This window comes from Pseudomonas sp. LTR0, assembly GCF_036630035.1.
Classification (GTDB): domain Bacteria; phylum Pseudomonadota; class Gammaproteobacteria; order Pseudomonadales; family Pseudomonadaceae; genus Aquipseudomonas; species Aquipseudomonas putida_Y.
On the sequence record NZ_CP123734.1, the window covers coordinates 4717850 to 4734923 of the forward strand.

The window sequence follows — 17074 nt, forward strand, 5'->3', positions numbered from 1 at the left end:
ATTTGGTAGCAGCGACTACTTTGGCCAACTGCGGTAATACTTGAAGGCTTGACACCTAGATGGGGATGCCCGGAAGGATTTCAAGCCTTTTCATTGATCGAGGGTTGCGCCGCGCTCGGCGCCTTGCTGACCACCACCATGGCGGGGCGCAGCAGGCGGCCGTTCAGCAGGTAACCCTTCTGGAACACGTTCAGCACGCTGTTTGGCTCGACCTCGGCGTTTTCCTGCATGGCCATGGCCTGGTGGTGCTCAGGGTTGAACGGCTGGCCGTGCGGGTCGACCGCTTCAAGGTTGTAGCGCTTGAGCGTGTCCTGGAACATCTTCAGGGTCAGCTCGACACCCTCGCGGATCTGCTTGACGTGCTCATCGTCGGCACTGGAGTGAGCCAGGGCCAGCTCCAGGCTGTCGATCACCGGCAGCAAGTCGCTGGAGAACTTCTCCAGGGCGAACTTGTGGGCTTTTTCCACGTCCTGCTCGGCACGACGGCGTACGTTCTGCAGGTCGGCAACGGCGCGCAGCGCCTGGTCCTTGGCTGCGGCCAGCTGTTCCTCGAGCTCCAGAACACGGGTATCAGCTGCATTGCCTGCACCGGTTTCTTCCACGTTAAGGTCTTTCTCGTTCAGCTGCTCATCAGCCATGGGGTCTCTCCTGCGCAATTTTGTGGACTGCGAGCCAGGCTCGCCTTGGATGTCGGCTATATGGGGCCGGAAAAACCAGGTTCAAGGGGCAAGGTGGTTTTCAAGGCTGCAACAGAATCTGCGAAGGGGCATTGGCAGGCCTGAAAAAAGTACTGTATAAATAACCAGACCTGACTTCCGGGAGCCGCCCCCATGCTGGTGCACCTGTCCATTCACAACTACGCCATCGTCGAGCACCTCGACCTCGAAATCGCCCGTGGCATGTCCGTCATCACCGGCGAGACCGGTGCCGGCAAATCGATCATGCTCGACGCCCTCGGCCTTGCCCTGGGCGACCGCGCCGACAGCGGCGTGGTGCGCCCCGGCACCGACAAGGCAGACATCCTGGCCACCTTCGACCTGGTGGACATTCCCGAAGCGCACGCCTGGCTGGCCGAGCGCGACCTGGACAACGAAGGCCTGTGCATCTTGCGCCGGGTGATCACCGCCGAAGGCCGCAGCCGCGGCTACATCAACGGCACGCCCTGCCCGCTCGGCGATCTCAAGGCGCTGGGCGAGCTGCTGATCGATATCCACAGCCAGCACGAGCACCAGTCACTGCTCAAGACCGACACCCACCGCCGCCTGCTTGACGAATATGCCGGCGCCGTCGACCTGGCCCGCCAGGTCCAGCTTGCAGCCAAGCGCTGGAACCAGACCCGCCTGGAGCTGGAGCGCCTGTCCAACTCGGGCGACGAGCAGCGCGCCCGCCACCAGTTGCTCAGTTACCAACTGGAAGAACTGGACAACCTAGGCCTGGGCGAGCACGAACTGGAGCAGCTGGAACAGGAACACAAGAACCTGACCAGCGCCGAGGCCCTGTTCGGCATCTGCCGCCAGGTTATCGACCAATGCAGCGAGAGCGATTCGGGCAATGTGCTGAGCGCCCTCACCTCCAGCCTCAACCGCCTGGGTGCCGCCACCAACTCGCCCAAGGCGCTGAGCGAAGCGGCCAACCTGATTGCCAGCGCGCAGATCCAGGTTGAAGAAGCCGTGGGCGAACTCAACCGCTTCCTCGACAACTTCGACGCCGACCCGATGCGCCTGCAAGCCCTGGAAGAGCGCCTGGATACCATCTATACCCTGGCGCGCAAACACCGGGTGCACCCCACCGAACTGCCCCACCTGCAACAGCAATTGATGGAAGAGCTGGAAGGCCTTAATGCCAGCGACGAGTCGATCGAGCGGCTGGGCGAAGAGCTTGGCGCCTTTGCCCAGCACTATAAAGAGAAAGCCCGTGAGCTCAGCGGCCTTCGCCAGCAAGCGGCGCAGCAGCTGGCGGGCGCGGTGGAGCAGGAAATCCAGCGTCTGGGCATGCCTGGCGGTCGCTTCTGCATAGAGCTGACACCCAACGAAGGCACAGACCTGTCACCCCATGGCCTGGAGCAGATCGAACTGCTGGTCAGTGCCAACCCGGGCCAGCCGCTCAAGGGCCTGGCGAAGGTGGCGTCGGGTGGCGAACTGTCGCGTATCAGCCTGGCGATCCAGGTCATTACCGCGCAGACCTCGCGCATTCCTACCCTGGTGTTCGACGAAGTCGACGTGGGTATTGGCGGGCCCACGGCAGAAATCGTCGGCCAATTGCTGCGGCGCCTGGGCGAGCGCGGGCAGGTACTGACCGTGACCCACCTGCCGCAGGTGGCGGCGCAGGGGCATCACCATTTGTTCGTGCACAAGGTGCGCAACAGCGACACCACCCACACCGCCGTGGCTAGCCTTGGCAAGCGTGAGCGCGTGGAAGAAGTGGCGCGGATGCTCGGCGGCATCGACCTGACCAAGGAGTCCCTGGCCCATGCGCGCAAGATGGTGGTGAGCGGCAAGGCCTGACCCCTTCTTTTCCAGGACGATTCGCGGGCACGCCCGCTCCCACAGGGTGATCACAGGGTCTGAAACCTGAGGTGTACCCGTGGGAGCGGGCGTGCCCGCGAAGAGGCCGGCACAGACAACACATCGTTCAATCCCAGAAAGCACAAAGGCGACCCGAAGGTCGCCTTTGCTATTCATAACGAAAAATCGTTACTTCTTCTTACGCACGTACAGGACCAGATTGTGGTCCACCAGCTCGAAGCCATGCTCGGCCACGATTTCGCGCTGGCGCTTCTCGATCTCGGCATCCATGAATTCGATGACTTCACTGGTATCCACGTTCACCATGTGGTCGTGGTGACCGCCATCGGCCAGTTCGAACACTGCATGACCGCCGTCGAAGTTGTGGCGAACCACCAGACCCGCCGCCTCGAACTGGGTCAGCACGCGATAGACGGTGGCCAGGCCTACGTCCTCGCCAGCCTCCATCAGCGCCTTGTAGACATCCTCTGCACTCATGTGACGCTGCTCGGTAGAGTCGAGCATCTGAAGGATCTTGACTCGAGGCAGGGTCACCTTGAGACCGGCTTTGCGCAATTCGCTATTTTCAACCATGGTCAGCTTTCTCGCCGATGCTGCTTCGCAGCTTCTCTTAATACGGGTATGATCGGGGTTTACGTTGTCCAGCCAAGATAGTGGAAGTCGCCCACCGATGCAAAACACCAAGCTCTTGCTAACCAGCCTCACCCTAGTGGGACTGCTCGCACTCGCCGGTTGCTCGTTTCCCGGGGTTTACAAAATCGACATCCAGCAGGGCAATGTCGTCACGCAAGACATGATAGACCAATTACGCCCGGGAATGACCCGCCGGCAAGTAAGGTTTATCATGGGCAACCCGCTGATTCAGGACACTTTCAACACCAATCGCTGGGATTACCTGTACAGCCTGCAGCCTGGTGGCGGTAAGCGCCAGCAAGAACGCATGAGTGTATTTTTCAACGAAAGCGATCAACTGGTCAGCCTGTCTGGCGACTTCATGCCAGGCGTCAGCCGCGATCAGGAAATCCTCGGTGGCAGCAGCGACACCACCGTCAGCCCGGCCACCGAGCCAGGCCAGACCGAACAGCCGGCAGCGCAGCCTGAAGAAAAACCGGCCAAGCCAGGTTCGACCGAAGAGGCCATCCAGCGCGAGATCGACACCATCGAGACCACCCCGGTCCCGACCCCCGCACCGCTGGAAACCCGCTAAGCGGGAACAGCAGATGCAAAAAAGCCCGGACCTGGTCCGGGCTTTTTGTTTGCGCCTTATCCGTCAGGCATTCAATTGCTTGGCACGCTGGCAGAACGCATCGACCAGCGTATTCGCCGCCTGATTGAATAGCGGGCCCAACGTGGCGCGCACAATCGGCCCGGCGTAATCGAAGGACAGGTCCAGGCTGATCTTGCAGGCCTTTTCACCCAGTGGCTTGAACACCCAAACACCATGCAGCTGGGTGAATGGCCCTTCTTCGAGGTTCATCTCGATGGACTGCCCCGGCACCAGCACGTTGCGCGTAACGAAGTGCTGACTCATGCCACCCTTGGCCACTTCGAGCTTGGCACGCATGTGTGTATCGCTGGTTTCGATCACCGTCGAGGCCGAGCACCACGGCAAAAACTCAGGGTAGCTGGCCACATCGTTGACCAGATCGTAAAGCGCCTGGGCGGGGTATGGCAGCAGGGCGGAGCGTTGAATATGGGTAGTCATCCAGGCGTCACTTCCAAGGCTGGGTGGCGACGCTTCGCAGCGTGCCGAAAACAGGTTCTGTGCGTATGACAGGGTTTGTATTGTCCGGTATTCATTCCAGTGGCTCAAGCACACCGAAATCCCATAGCGGACGACGCGCGGACTTGCCTATAATGCCGCCCCTATGGCTAAGCAAAAAAAACATCCGACCGGGACCATCGCGCAAAACAAGAAAGCGCGACACGATTACTTCATCGAACATAAGTTCGAGGCCGGGCTGGTCCTGTCCGGCTGGGAAGTAAAAAGCCTGCGAGCCGGCAAGGCGCACCTGACTGACAGCTACGTGCTGCTCAAGGACGGTGAGGCCTGGCTGTTCGGCAGCCACATCACCCCGCTGACCACGGCCAGCACCCACGTCATCGCCGACCCTACACGCACCCGCAAGCTGCTGCTGAACAAGCGCGAGCTAGAGCGCGTGGAAGCGGCTGTGGCGCAAAAAGGCTACACCTGTGTGGCTTTGGCGCTGTACTGGAGCAAGCACCTGATCAAGTGCGAAATCGCACTGGGCAAGGGCAAGAAGGAATTCGACAAGCGCGACACCATGCGCGAACGCGATTCCAACCGCGAGCTGCAGCGGGCTGTGCGGAACAAGGGCAAGGAAGACTAATTGGTCTCTAGCCTGTTCCGGCCTCTTCGCGGGTAAACCCGCTCCCACAGGAAGAGCACCAGATTCAAGCCCGGCGCCTATCCTGTGGGCGGGCTTGCCCGCGAAGAGGCAGGTACTGCCCATAAAAGTCTCAGCGCCCGCTGCGCCGCTCCGCCCGCGCCACCCGCTGGGCTTCCTCGTGCGCTTCTTCCAGCACCTCCTGCACATACAAAATGTGCCGGCTGGACACCTCCCGCGCATCCTCCGCCCTGCCCTCGACAATCGCCAGGTACAGTTCCCGGTGCTGACTGATCAGCATGTCCCGGGTTTCGGTGCGCTGCTGGTACATGCCGCCGATGTTGGTCACCACGTTGCGCTTGAGCAGGTCGAACAACCCCCGGATGGTGTGCAGCAACACCGCGTTATGGCTGGCCTCGGCGATCGCCAGGTGGAAGCGCGCATCAGCCGCGCCCTCCTCCGCACGGGTTACCTCGTCGAACCTGGCATAGCAGTCCTGCAGCGTATCGAAGGCCGCCTTCAAGCGCGCCCGGTCCGGCTCGGTGGCACGCTGGGCAGCGTAATAGGCGCAGGACGCCTCCAGGGTATGGCGGAACTCGAGCAGGTCACGCTGCGCTTCGGCACTGTGCTCGAGCAACTGCAGCAACGGGTCGCTGAAGGTGGACCCCAACGACTCCGCCACAAAATTGCCCCCGCCCTGACGACTGACCAGCAGCCCCTTGGCCACCAGCTTCTGGATCGCCTCACGCAGTGACGGGCGGGACACACCAAACTGCTCGGCCAGGACGCGCTCGGCCGGCAGCCGCTGCCCCGAGGTCAGCGTGCCTTCCAGAATCATCCCTTCCAGCCGATCGACAATGTCGTCGGACAGGCGCCGTTGGCGTACCTGATCAAAAACCATCACATGCTCTCCACAAACCCCCGGCAAATTTCAGGGGGTGTCTATTCTCGCCGATCCAGGCCACGCAAACACCCATCAAGCCGCGATTTTCCCACCACATCAGATGCCCGCTCATCGGTACGCGACCAAAGTTTTGCACAGGACAAATTGACACACCCACGACAGCGCTTTTAACCTAGCGTCCAGCCATTGTAAATTGGTCTTACCAATTATCCAATGCCAGTGCCTGACCAACAACAATTAGGGGCCACCCCATATGCAAACCTGGCAACAACTCTATACCCCGCTTGGTAGTCTCGGCCTGTCCGCACTGGCGGCGGTCATCCCTATCGTGTTCTTCTTCCTGGCCCTCGCCGTGTTCCGCCTCAAGGGCCACGTAGCGGGCAGCATCACCCTCGCGCTGTCGATCCTGGTGGCGATCTTCGCCTTCCAGATGCCTGTCGACATGGCCCTCGCCGCCGCGGGTTACGGCTTCCTCTACGGCCTCTGGCCAATTGCCTGGATCATCGTTGCCGCGGTGTTCCTGTACAAACTCACGGTCAAGAGCGGCCAGTTCGAAGTGATCCGCAGCTCGGTGCTGTCGATTACCGACGACCAGCGCCTGCAAGTGCTGTTGATCGGCTTCTGCTTCGGCGCCTTCCTCGAAGGTGCAGCGGGCTTTGGCGCACCGGTGGCCATCACTGCCGCACTGCTGGTGGGCCTGGGCTTCAACCCGCTGTACGCTGCCGGCCTGTGCCTGATCGCCAACACCGCGCCAGTGGCCTTCGGCGCCCTGGGCATCCCGATCATCGTGGCCGGCCAGGTCACCGGTATCGACGCCTTCCACATCGGCGCCATGACCGGCCGCCAGCTGCCGCTGCTGTCGCTGTTCGTGCCGTTCTGGCTGGTGTTCATGATGGACGGCCTGCGTGGCGTGAAGGAAACCTGGCCTGCCGCCCTGGTCGCCGGCCTGAGCTTTGCCGTCACCCAGTACTTCACCTCGAACTTCATCGGCCCGGAACTGCCAGACATCACCTCGGCACTGGCCAGCCTGATCTGCCTCACCCTGTTCCTGAAAGTCTGGCAGCCCAAGCGTGCGTTCAGCGAGGCCAAAGGCAGTGTCGGCGCAGCCGTTGTGCAGCCAAGCGGCAGCCAGCCTAGCCCGTACAGCTTTGGCGAGATCTTCAAGGCCTGGTCGCCGTTCCTGATCCTCACCGTGCTGGTCACCATCTGGACCCTGAAGCCCTTCAAGGCGGCTTTCGCTCCGGGCGGCGCGATGTACAACTTCGTGTTCAACTTCGCCATCCCGCACCTCGACCAACTGGTGATCAAGACCGCACCGATCGTTGCCGCGCCAACCGCCATGCCAGCGGTGTTCAAGCTCGACCCGATCTCCGCCACCGGCACCGCGATCTTCCTCTCGGCGCTGATCTCGATGGCGGTGCTGAAGATCAATTTCAAAACTGGTCTTACCACTTTCAAAGAAACCTTCTGGGAACTGCGCTGGCCAATTCTGTCGATCGGCATGGTGTTGGCTTTTGCCTTCGTCACCAACTACTCGGGCATGTCCTCGACCATGGCCCTGGTGTTGGCCGGTACCGGCGCCGCGTTCCCGTTCTTCTCGCCGTTCCTCGGCTGGCTGGGCGTGTTCCTGACCGGCTCGGACACCTCGTCCAACGCCCTGTTCAGCTCGCTGCAGGCCACCACCGCGCACCAGATCGGGGTCAACGACACCCTGCTGGTGGCAGCCAACACCAGCGGCGGCGTAACCGGCAAGATGATCTCGCCGCAATCGATCGCCGTGGCCTGCGCCGCTACCGGCCTGGTCGGCAAGGAATCCGACCTGTTCCGCTTCACCGTCAAGCACAGCCTGTTCTTCGCCACCATCGTCGGCCTGATCACCCTGATCCAGGCTTACTGGCTGACCGGCATGCTGGTTCATCACTAAAGTGAAAGGGGCCGGGCGCCATAGCGCGCCCGGCACTCCCACAAGCAACGCTGCGAGAATCCATGATCATTTCTGCCTCTACCGACTATCGCGCCGCGGCCCAACGCAAGCTGCCCCCCTTCCTGTTCCACTACGCTGACGGCGGCGCCTACGCCGAGCACACCCTGCGCCACAACGTGTCGGACCTGGCCGGCATCGCCCTGCGCCAGCGCGTGCTGAACAACATGTCCGAGCTCAGCCTGGAAACCAAGCTGTTCGACGAAACCCTGAGCATGCCGGTGGCCCTGGCCCCGGTCGGCCTCACCGGCATGTACGCCCGCCGTGGCGAAGTGCAGGCGGCGCGCGCGGCAGCCGCCCATGGCATCCCGTTCACCATGTCTACCGTGTCGGTGTGCCCGATCGAAGAAGTGGCGCCCGCCATCGACCGGCCAATGTGGTTCCAGCTGTATGTGCTCAAGGACCGCGGCTTCATGCGCAATGCCCTGGAGCGCGCCAAGGCCGCTGGCGTCAAGACCCTGGTGTTCACCGTCGACATGCCCGTGCCCGGTGCCCGCTACCGCGACGCCCACTCTGGCATGAGCGGCAAGAACGGCCCGCTGCGCCGCGTGCTGCAAGCCATGACCCACCCCGAGTGGGCATGGGATGTGGGCGTGATGGGCCGCCCGCATGACCTGGGCAACATCTCCAAATACCGTGGCAACCCCACCGGCCTTGCCGACTACATCGGCTGGCTGGGCAACAACTTCGACCCGTCCATTTCCTGGAAAGACCTGGAGTGGATCCGTGAGTTCTGGGACGGCCCGATGATCATCAAGGGCATTCTCGATGCCGATGACGCCCGCGATGCGGTCAAGTTCGGTGCCGACGGTATCGTGGTGTCCAACCACGGCGGCCGCCAGCTCGACGGCGTGCTGTCCAGCGCCCGCGCCCTGCCGGCAATTGCCGACGCGGTCAAAGGCGACCTGAAGATCCTGGCCGACTCGGGCATTCGCAGTGGCCTGGACGTGGTGCGCATGATCGCCCTGGGTGCCGACACCGTACTGATCGGCCGCGCCTTCCTCTATGCCCTTGCCGTGCATGGCCAGGCCGGCGTGAAAAACCTGCTTGAGCTGTTCGAAAAGGAAATGCGCGTGGCCATGGTGCTGACCGGTGCCAAGTCGATCAGCGAGATCACCCGCGACTCGCTGGTACGCGAACTGGGCGCCTGAACGCCTGCAAGAACCACCGCCTGAATGACCCGGGGCATGTAGCGCACAGACGCCACAGCCCCGCGAGGAGACTGCATGAGCCTGCCCGCCGCGTTCCTGCGTGATGCCGAGCGCCTGATCCCCGCCGAACGCCGCTTCGACGACCCCACCTCCACCCTGGCCTTCGGCACCGACGCCAGCTTCTACCGCCTGATCCCCAAGCTGGTGGTGCGCGTCGAGTCCGAGGACGAAGTGGTTGGCCTGATCAAACTGGCCCAGCGCGAGCGGGTGCCGGTCACCTTCCGCGCTGCCGGCACCAGCCTGTCTGGCCAGGCCATCAGCGACTCGGTGCTGATCGTGCTCGGCGATAACTGGAACGGCCGCGAAATCCGTCGCCAGGGCGAGCAGATTCGCCTGCAACCCGGCGTGATCGGCGCCCAGGCCAACGCCTGGCTGGCCCCCTTCGGGCGCAAGATCGGCCCCGACCCCGCCTCGATCAACGCCTGCAAGATCGGCGGCATCGTCGCCAACAACGCCAGTGGCATGTGCTGCGGCACCGCGCAAAACACCTACCACACCCTGGCGGGCCTGCGCCTGGTGCTGGCTGACGGCACCCGCCTGGACAGCGAAGACCCGGCCAGCGTGGCCGCCTTCGAAAGCAGCCACGCCGAACTGCTGGAAGCACTGGCCCGCCTGGGCCGCGAAACCCGCGCCAACACCGCGCTGGCCGAACGCATCCGGCACAAATACCGGCTGAAGAACACCACGGGCCTGTCACTGAACGCACTGGTGGACTACGACCAGCCGCTGGACATCCTGCAGCACCTGCTGGTCGGCTCCGAAGGCACCCTGGGCTTCATCAGCGCCGTCACGTACGACACCGTGCCCGACCACCCGCACAAGGCAAGCGCCCTGCTGGTGTTCCCCAGCGTCGAAAGCTGCTGCCGCGCGGTACCCGTGCTCAAGCAGCAGCCGGTCTCGGCCGTGGAACTGCTCGACCGCCGCAGCCTGCGCTCGGTGCAGAACATGCCCGGCATGCCGCTGTGGGTAAAAGGCCTGTCGGACAATGCCTGCGCCCTGCTGATCGAATCCCGCGCCGCCAGCCAAAGCCTGTTGCACGAGCAACTGCAGCAGATCATGGCCTCGATCGCCGACTTCCCCCTGGAACAGCAGGTGGACTTCAGCGAAGACCCGGCCGTGTACAACCAGCTGTGGAAAATCCGCAAGGACACCTTCCCCGCCGTCGGTGCCGTGCGCCAGACCGGCACCACGGTCATCATCGAAGACGTGACCTTCCCCGTCGAGCAACTGGCCGAAGGCGTCAACCGCCTGATCCAGCTGTTCGACAAGCATCACTATGACGAAGCGATCATTTTCGGCCACGCGCTGGAAGGCAACCTGCACTTCGTCTTTACCCAGGGGTTCAACAGCGCCGAAGAAGTCGCCCGTTACCAGGCGTTCATGGACGACGTGGCGCAGCTGGTGGCGGTGGAGTTTGGCGGCTCGCTCAAGGCCGAGCACGGCACCGGGCGCAACATGGCGCCCTTCGTGGAGCTGGAGTGGGGGCACGACGCCTACCAGCTGATGTGGAAGCTCAAGCGCCTGCTCGACCCCAACGGCATCCTCAACCCCGACGTGGTGTTGAGCGACGACCCGGATATCCACCTGAAAAACCTCAAGCCGCTGCCTGCCGCCGACGAAATCGTCGACAAGTGCATCGAGTGCGGCTTCTGCGAACCGGTGTGCCCGTCCAAGGGCCTGACCCTCAGCCCACGCCAGCGCATCGTCATGTGGCGTGACATCCAGGCCAAGCAGCGCGCCGGCATCGATACCCGCGCACTGATGCAAAGCTACCAGTACCAGGGGATCGACACCTGCGCCGCTACCGGCCTGTGTGCCCAGCGCTGCCCGGTCGGCATCAACACCGGCGAGCTGGTGAAGAAACTGCGCAGCCAGGCCGCCGACCACGCTAAAACCGCCGACTGGCTGGCCGAGCATTTCCACACCGCCCTAAGCGGTGCGCGCCTCACCCTGACCGCCGCCAACACCGCACGCAAATTGCTAGGCGCCCCACGCCTGGACCGCCTGAGCGCCTCGCTGAGCAAAGCCAGCAAAGGCCGCCTGCCCCAATGGACCCCGGCCATGCCGCAACCGCTGCGCCCGCTGGCCTTCGGCGCCACCAGCAACGACGCCCGCCCCCGCGTGGTGTACCTGGCTGCCTGCGTCTCCCGGGTAATGGGCCCGGCCTATGCCGACCGCGAGCAAAGCTCGCTGCTGGACAAAACCCGCGCCCTGCTGGAAAAGGCCGGTTACCAGGTGGTGTTCCCCGACAACGCCGACAGCCTGTGCTGCGGCCAGCCGTTCGCCTCCAAGGGCTACCCCGAGCAGGCCGAACACAAGCGCCAGGAGCTGATCACCGCCCTGCTGCACGCCAGCCGTGGCGGCCTCGACCCGATCTATTGCGATACCAGCCCCTGCACCCTGCGCCTGGTGCAGGACCTGGGCGACACCCGGCTGGACCTGTACGACCCGGTGCGCTTCATCCGCACTCACTTGCTCGACCGGCTGGAGTTCACCCCCCAGGACGAACCGGTAGCCGTGCACGTAACCTGCAGCACCCAGCACCTGGGCGAAAGCCAGGCCTTGATCGACCTGGCGCGGCGCTGCAGCAAACAGGTGGTGATTCCGGAAGGCATTCATTGCTGCGGGTTTGCCGGTGACAAAGGCTTTACCACCCCCGAGTTGAACGCCCACTCGCTGCGCAGCCTGAAGGACGCCGTGCAGTATTGCAGCGAAGGTATTTCTACCAGCCGTACCTGCGAGATTGGCCTGTCGAGCCACAGTGGTATCGACTATCACGGTTTGGTTTACCTGGTAGACCGCGTCACCCGGCCGCGCAGTATTTAGGGCGGGGGGTTCGCCGTGGGGGTCGTTCGCCGTGGGGGGTGTGGCGCCTGGGAGATCGAGCGCCGCCCGCGCGGCGCATCGCGAGCTGCGCTCGCTCCTACGTTTGTTTCGGGCCAGTTATGCCTGTGACAGGCGCGCGCGACCGCCTTGTTTGTACGACGCGATATCGCGCCATGCCTGTGACAGCCGCGCGCGACCGCCTTGTTTGTACGACGCGATATCGCGTCATGCGCCAAGGGGATCGCGCGCAATTCCCCCAGGAATAATTGGCCCGAAACAAACGTAGGAGCGAGCGCAGCTCGCGATGCGCCGCGCGGGCGGCGCTCGATCTCCCAGGCCCCGAACATCCCACGCCGAGCACCTGCCCCCCCCACACATCCCGATTGAACCCCCGCCAATCCCCCACAGTCCACCTTACAGGCCCACCTTCCAGAGGCCCCAGAGGAGACACCCATGAAAGGTACCGCACTTTCGGCCCTGTTCGCGGCCGCCACCCTGCTGGCTTCGCCGGTGTTCGCCGCCGATGACCTCTGCACCACCAACCTGCAAAAAATCGACAACAGCATGGCCACCGCCGGCGCCACCTCCGAGGGCCTGGACAAAGCCATCACCGAGCACGTCGACAAAGCCAAGGCCGCCCAGGCCTCGGGCGACACCAAGGAATGCATCGCCATTACCAGCAAAGTGCTGGAGCGCCTGGAAAAAACCGAGAAAGGCAGCAGTAGCGGCAACGGCGGCGCATAAGCCCCAAAGCGGGCGACTGGACCGGCTGTCGACGTCGCCCGCGCAATGGCGTATACTCCATCCCACGCGCCGTAAGGTGCGTTAGCCAAGAGCTAGTGCGGGGCCGATTAGGATTCGACGCCGGTAGCGAAACTCTAGGTGCATGCCGAGTTGGTAACAGAACTCGTAAATCCACTGTTGCAACTTCTATAGTTGCCAATGACGAAACCTACGGCGAGGAATCCTACGCTCTCGCAGCGTAAGTGACCTTTGCTTCTGGTAGCTTCGGCTCCAGCAATCACTAGGGGATGCCTGTAAACCCGAACTGATTGTCATACAGAACAGGATCGTCGCGTAGCACGTTGTGGGCGAAGTGACTAAAACTTACACAACTCATCCAAAGCACCCTGCCCGTCGGGCGGCTGCGGATTAAATCAGTAGACACGGCTAAGCATGTAGTACCGACAGCGGAGTACTGGCGGACGGGGGTTCAAATCCCCCCGGCTCCACCAAATTATCATCTAAAGACGTCCACGGACGTCTTTTTTTGTGCCTGGAATCCAGCTAAATCAAGGGGTTACAGCTCTTTCAAGGGCCACAATGGTTTTTTGAGTTCCAGCCATCCCGGTATTCCCCGTGGTATTCCCGCCTACCTGGGGCTAATCTTGGGAATACCAAATGGTGTCATGGAGCATCTCCCATGTGCGCTGAAACAGCTCGTCTCTCCGACCGCCAGCTCAAGGTAGTCAAGCCCAAAGACAAGGACTACGTCCTCACGGATGGTGACGGCCTCCAGCTCCGAGTGCGGGTCAACCGCTCGATGCAGTGGAATTTCAACTACAGGCATCCGGTCACCAAGAATCGAATCAACATGGCGCTCGGCTCCTATCCAGAGGTCTCCCTGGCGCAAGCTCGGCGGAAAGCGGTTGAAGCTAGGGAAGTACTTGCGCAGGGGATCGATCCCAAAGCTCTGCGCAATGATCTCGCGCAGGCCAAACTAGCCGAGACGGAACATACGTTCGAGAAAGTAGCTAGCGCCTGGTTCGAGCTGAAAAAGGACTCGGTCACGCCGGCCTATGCTGAGGACATCTGGCGCTCACTCACGCTGCACATTTTCCCATTTTCGCGAACCCGCTCAGCGGGATTCGGGCGGTATTCAAGAAACCGAAGAAAGAAAACATGGCGGCGCTACCGCCCGAGGAGCTTCCTGAGCTCATGCTGGAAATAGCGAACGCCAGTATCAAGCGCACGACCCGCTGCCTGATCGAATGGCAGTTGCACACGATGACTCGCCCAGCCGAGGCGGCGACTACTCGTTGGGCAGACATCGATTTTGAAAGGCGTGTCTGGACCATCCCGCCGGAGCGGATGAAGAAGCGCCGACCGCACAGCATCCCGTTGAGCGATCAAGCCATGTCATTGCTGGAGATACTGAAGTCCCACAGTGGTCATCGAGAATACGTCTTCCCGGCAGACCGAAACCCTCGTACTCATGCCAATAGCCAGACCGCCAACATGGCGTTGAAACGCATGGGCTTCCAGGACCGCTTGGTCAGCCACGGCATGCGCTCGATGGCCAGCACCATATTGAATGAACATGGGTGGGACCCGGAGCTCATCGAAGTGGCATTGGCGCACGTCGACAAGGATGAGGTGCGCAGTGCCTACAACCGAGCCGACTACATCGAGCGACGGCGGCCGATGATGGCTTGGTGGAGCGAGTACATTCTGAAGGCGTCGACGGGCAATCTCTCGGCCAGCGCGATGAACGTGGCCAGGGATCGGAACGTAGTACCCATCCGATAGGGCGGCGACAACGTAAGCGCTCCATAAACCCCACCTAACCAAAGATGGGCAGCGCACCTAGCTGTGTATGTGAGGTGTGCAATTCCATGGCAGTAGCGCTTCGTAGTCTTCCACTGAGCACGCCTGCGGCAGGCGTTCCAGTGCGTGGCGCAGCCACGCATAGGGCTCTTGGCCGTTGGCTTTGGCCGTTTCTACCAAGCTGTAAAGTTGTGCGCTGGCAGTGGCACCTTTGGGCGTGTCACTGAACAACCAGTTCTTTCTCCCGATGACAAACGGGCGGATCGCACGCTCGGCCGCGTTGTTGTCCATCGGCAAGTAGCCGTGCTCGACGTAGCGTTCCAACTTGCTCCAGTTGCTGGCCAAGTAACCGATGGCCTTGCCCAAGGCATTCTGCGTCGTGACCTGAGGTTGCGTTTTCTCTACCCAGTTTTTCAGCTGAGTCAGCAATGGCAGGCTGCGCTCCATGCGGGCAACCTTACGATCTTCGTCGTCACTGTCCTTCAAGTCGCGCTCGACGCCATAGAGCTTATTGATCAGGTTCAATGCGATGTCAGCGCGTCCTGTTTTGCCCTTGGGCTGTACTTTCTGCGCTTCGACGAACTTGCGGCGCGCGTGCGCCCAGCAGCCCAATCGCTCCAGCCCGTCCTGTGCGGCCAGCGCGTTGTAACCGGCGTAGTCGTCGGTCATGACATAGCCGCGATAGCCGTCCAGCAGGCGCACCGGCACCTCCTGCGCTCGGCTGGTGGCGTAGTCGAAAAGGATCACCGGGCGATCAGGTGGGCCGCCGGTTTGCACCCACATCCAGGATTGGCTGCTGGGCTCACGACCAGGCTCTTTCAACACCTGCACACGTGTTTCATCACAGTGGATGATCCGACTGTTCAACAGGCTTTCGCGCATCAGATTCAGCAGCGGCTGAAAGTGCTCGCTGCATTGAATCACCCAGCGTGCCAGGGTCTGGCGCGGGATATCGATACCGTGACGCCCCAGCACTTTTTCGAAGCGGTGAAGCGGCAAGCCGTCTACGTATTTGGTGGTCAGCAGCATGGCCAGCACACTCGGGCTGGCCATGCTTTTCTCGATCATCTGGGCGGGCTTGTCCGCCGTTACGGGCGCTGACTCGCAGTCCCGGCAGCCGTACACCTTGCGAACATGCTTGATGACGCGAATCTGCATCGGGACGATTTCAAGCTGTTCGCTGACTTCTTCACCGATGGCATGTTTACGGCAGCCACAAGCGCAGGTCAGTTCATGCTCCGGCAGTTCGTGGACAACTTCGATACGCGGCAAATCAGCTGGCAGCGGCTTGCGCTTGCCACGGCGTTTGGTTGGCGCAACGACTTCTTCGTCGTCAGCCTCATCCAAGGGCTCGGCCAGGCTTTCCGCTTCGTCGAAGAGTGGCAACTGTGGTGTCGCCGTATCGCCAGTCTGCTCGGTCTTGCGCCCGAACAAGCGCTGGCGCAACAGCGCAACTTCCTCTTCGAGATGAACGATCTTGCCCTTGTCGGACGCGCGCTCGTGGATCATCTGCTCAAGCAGTTGCTTGAGCAGAACAGGATCGTCAGGGAGGTTTTCGGGCATGGAAATCATGCCGCGGATTATACCGAATCAGGCGACGTATCGAGGCGTCAAAACCTGATGCGGACGGTTGCGCCAGAGGTCGAAGCCATCGAGCAGCCAGTTCAGTTCCTGAACGGTCAGGACAATGGCGACGTCAGTCGGATCAGGTGAAGTTTTGAAACGTTCGGACTCCAGGCGTTTGAGCCAGAGGCAGAAGCCGTTGCGTTCCCAATACAGGATCTTCACGCGGTTGCGCGGCTTGTTGAGGAAGACGAAAAGCACTGGGTCGAACACCGCCACCTTGATATCGAGTTCGACCAATGCGGCCAGGCCATCGATGGATTTTCGAAAGTCGACAGGCTTGGGGTAGAGGTACACTTTTTCGACTTTGGCGTCGGGTCGCATCATGGTCGGCGAGCTCCAGAAAGAAATCGGGAGCACAGCATCGGGGATCAGGTAAGCGCTTTGAATGTGGGGTTCATGGAGCGCTTACGCGACAACGGCGACACTGGCGACAGACCGCGTGCCATCTACATCCTGCCGTCTGAGCAGATGGCGACAGTCGCCAACTCGCCTCGATTTTGGGTAAGCGTCCGGTGAACTCACCTTCCGAACTGCAGCTTTAAGGGCGATGGTGTCCGCGTATTTTTAGGTGGACACCATCGCCCTTCATATGGTGATTCTGAAGGTGTGCTTGGCAGACGCTTACCTTTAAAAGCTAGAACTTGGAACCAGAGGGGGTATCCTCATCGTGCTTAGACTTGTTGCGTGGGTTTTGAGGCGCGGCATGAGTTTGTACAAGCGGCTTATGGCGGTGAGATCGAATCAACGAGATCGCCTCGGACAGGCTCATCTCCTTCACATCAAAATGGTCCCTGAGTAGGTTTAACTCCTCAACTGATAGCTTGCCAATAGCATCTGCTACCTGCATTGTGAGCACATAGAATTTTTCATCAGGGTTCAATGGCCTTAGTTGCGGCCCTCCATCCAACTCCTCAAGTGCCTTTTGCCAAGGTGTCTTCGGGATGTTTGAAAACTCAGAATCATCGGGCATACGTTTTCTCCGTCAGCGGGTTACTAGACTACTACTTACACCTGCCATAGTAGGGACGCCTCTGGTCAACGGCTTCAGCAAGCTAGAACCCCCGTAGGGGTAGCGCTGACGGCGTTGCTGTACGTCAGCAAGCCGT

General features: G+C 61.5%; 14 protein-coding genes, 1 other RNA gene and 1 pseudogene. 9 read left to right on the forward strand and 7 right to left on the reverse strand.

The features are described from left to right. Positions 1–80 precede the first annotated feature (80 nt). A complete protein-coding gene (gene grpE, locus QCL51_RS21645) occupies positions 81–638 on the reverse strand; it encodes a nucleotide exchange factor GrpE (RefSeq protein ID WP_010955367.1) in 558 nt (185 codons plus the stop codon). A 192-nt stretch (positions 639–830) separates the two neighbouring features. On the opposite strand from grpE, the gene recN reads away from it, so the two are divergent. After that, on the forward strand, positions 831–2504 hold the full coding sequence (gene recN / locus QCL51_RS21650) for a DNA repair protein RecN (protein WP_028697609.1): 1674 nt from the start codon (positions 831–833) through the stop codon (positions 2502–2504). 189 nt (positions 2505–2693) lie between these two features. On the opposite strand, the gene fur is transcribed toward recN, so the two are convergent. Then, the gene (gene fur, locus QCL51_RS21655; RefSeq protein ID WP_003249922.1) at positions 2694–3098 is read right to left on the reverse strand and encodes a ferric iron uptake transcriptional regulator; all 405 of its coding nucleotides are present in this window, start codon (positions 3096–3098) and stop codon (positions 2694–2696) included. Between the two features lie 97 nt (positions 3099–3195). Here fur and bamE point away from each other — a divergent pair, with 97 nt between their 5' ends. Next, positions 3196–3732, forward strand: a complete 537-nt coding sequence (bamE, locus tag QCL51_RS21660) for an outer membrane protein assembly factor BamE (RefSeq protein WP_028697610.1) — start codon at positions 3196–3198, stop codon at positions 3730–3732. Between the two features lie 63 nt (positions 3733–3795). Here the strand turns inward: bamE and QCL51_RS21665 are convergent, their stop codons facing one another. Beyond that, complete coding sequence (locus QCL51_RS21665) at positions 3796–4230, reverse strand: type II toxin-antitoxin system RatA family toxin (RefSeq protein WP_003249916.1); 435 nt, start codon at positions 4228–4230, stop codon at positions 3796–3798. A gap of 163 nt (positions 4231–4393) precedes the next feature. Here QCL51_RS21665 and smpB point away from each other — a divergent pair, with 163 nt between their 5' ends. After that, positions 4394–4876, forward strand: a complete 483-nt coding sequence (gene smpB, locus QCL51_RS21670; protein WP_014592415.1) for an SsrA-binding protein SmpB — start codon at positions 4394–4396, stop codon at positions 4874–4876. 130 nt (positions 4877–5006) lie between these two features. Here the strand turns inward: smpB and QCL51_RS21675 are convergent, their stop codons facing one another. Further along, positions 5007–5774, reverse strand: coding sequence for an FCD domain-containing protein (locus QCL51_RS21675; RefSeq protein ID WP_021784338.1), 768 nt, complete (start codon positions 5772–5774; stop codon positions 5007–5009). Between the two features lie 256 nt (positions 5775–6030). On the opposite strand from QCL51_RS21675, the gene QCL51_RS21680 reads away from it, so the two are divergent. The 6 genes and pseudogenes from QCL51_RS21680 (at position 6031) to QCL51_RS21705 (ending at position 14324) form a co-directional block, all read left to right on the forward strand. Further along, on the forward strand, positions 6031–7701 hold the full coding sequence (locus QCL51_RS21680) for a lactate permease LctP family transporter (protein ID WP_053870479.1): 1671 nt from the start codon (positions 6031–6033) through the stop codon (positions 7699–7701). A 62-nt stretch (positions 7702–7763) separates the two neighbouring features. After that, positions 7764–8909, forward strand: a complete 1146-nt coding sequence (gene lldD / locus QCL51_RS21685) for an FMN-dependent L-lactate dehydrogenase LldD (RefSeq protein WP_021784340.1) — start codon at positions 7764–7766, stop codon at positions 8907–8909. A gap of 75 nt (positions 8910–8984) precedes the next feature. Continuing rightward, entirely contained in the window at positions 8985–11795 is a 2811-nt protein-coding gene (locus tag QCL51_RS21690; protein ID WP_338444220.1) for an FAD-binding and (Fe-S)-binding domain-containing protein, read from the forward strand. Between the two features lie 453 nt (positions 11796–12248). Continuing rightward, a complete protein-coding gene (locus QCL51_RS21695) occupies positions 12249–12539 on the forward strand; it encodes a hypothetical protein (protein WP_103469000.1) in 291 nt (96 codons plus the stop codon). A gap of 99 nt (positions 12540–12638) precedes the next feature. Continuing rightward, positions 12639–13030, forward strand: a transfer-messenger RNA (tmRNA) gene (ssrA, locus tag QCL51_RS21700). A 188-nt stretch (positions 13031–13218) separates the two neighbouring features. After that, positions 13219–14324: pseudogene (locus QCL51_RS21705) on the forward strand (tyrosine-type recombinase/integrase). 57 nt (positions 14325–14381) lie between these two features. Here the strand turns inward: QCL51_RS21705 and QCL51_RS21710 are convergent. The 3 genes from QCL51_RS21710 to QCL51_RS21720 all read right to left on the reverse strand — a co-directional run bounded on the left by QCL51_RS21710 (position 14382) and on the right by QCL51_RS21720 (position 16938). Continuing rightward, positions 14382–15914 (reverse strand): IS66-like element ISPpu13 family transposase, encoded by a 1533-nt coding sequence (locus QCL51_RS21710; RefSeq protein WP_029885958.1) that lies wholly within the window; start codon positions 15912–15914, stop codon positions 14382–14384. A gap of 18 nt (positions 15915–15932) precedes the next feature. Next, positions 15933–16292, reverse strand: a complete 360-nt coding sequence (gene tnpB, locus QCL51_RS21715; RefSeq protein WP_010954006.1) for an IS66 family insertion sequence element accessory protein TnpB — start codon at positions 16290–16292, stop codon at positions 15933–15935. 310 nt (positions 16293–16602) lie between these two features. Further along, positions 16603–16938, reverse strand: a complete 336-nt coding sequence (locus tag QCL51_RS21720) for a hypothetical protein (RefSeq protein ID WP_338444222.1) — start codon at positions 16936–16938, stop codon at positions 16603–16605. Positions 16939–17074: the final 136 nt, after the last annotated feature.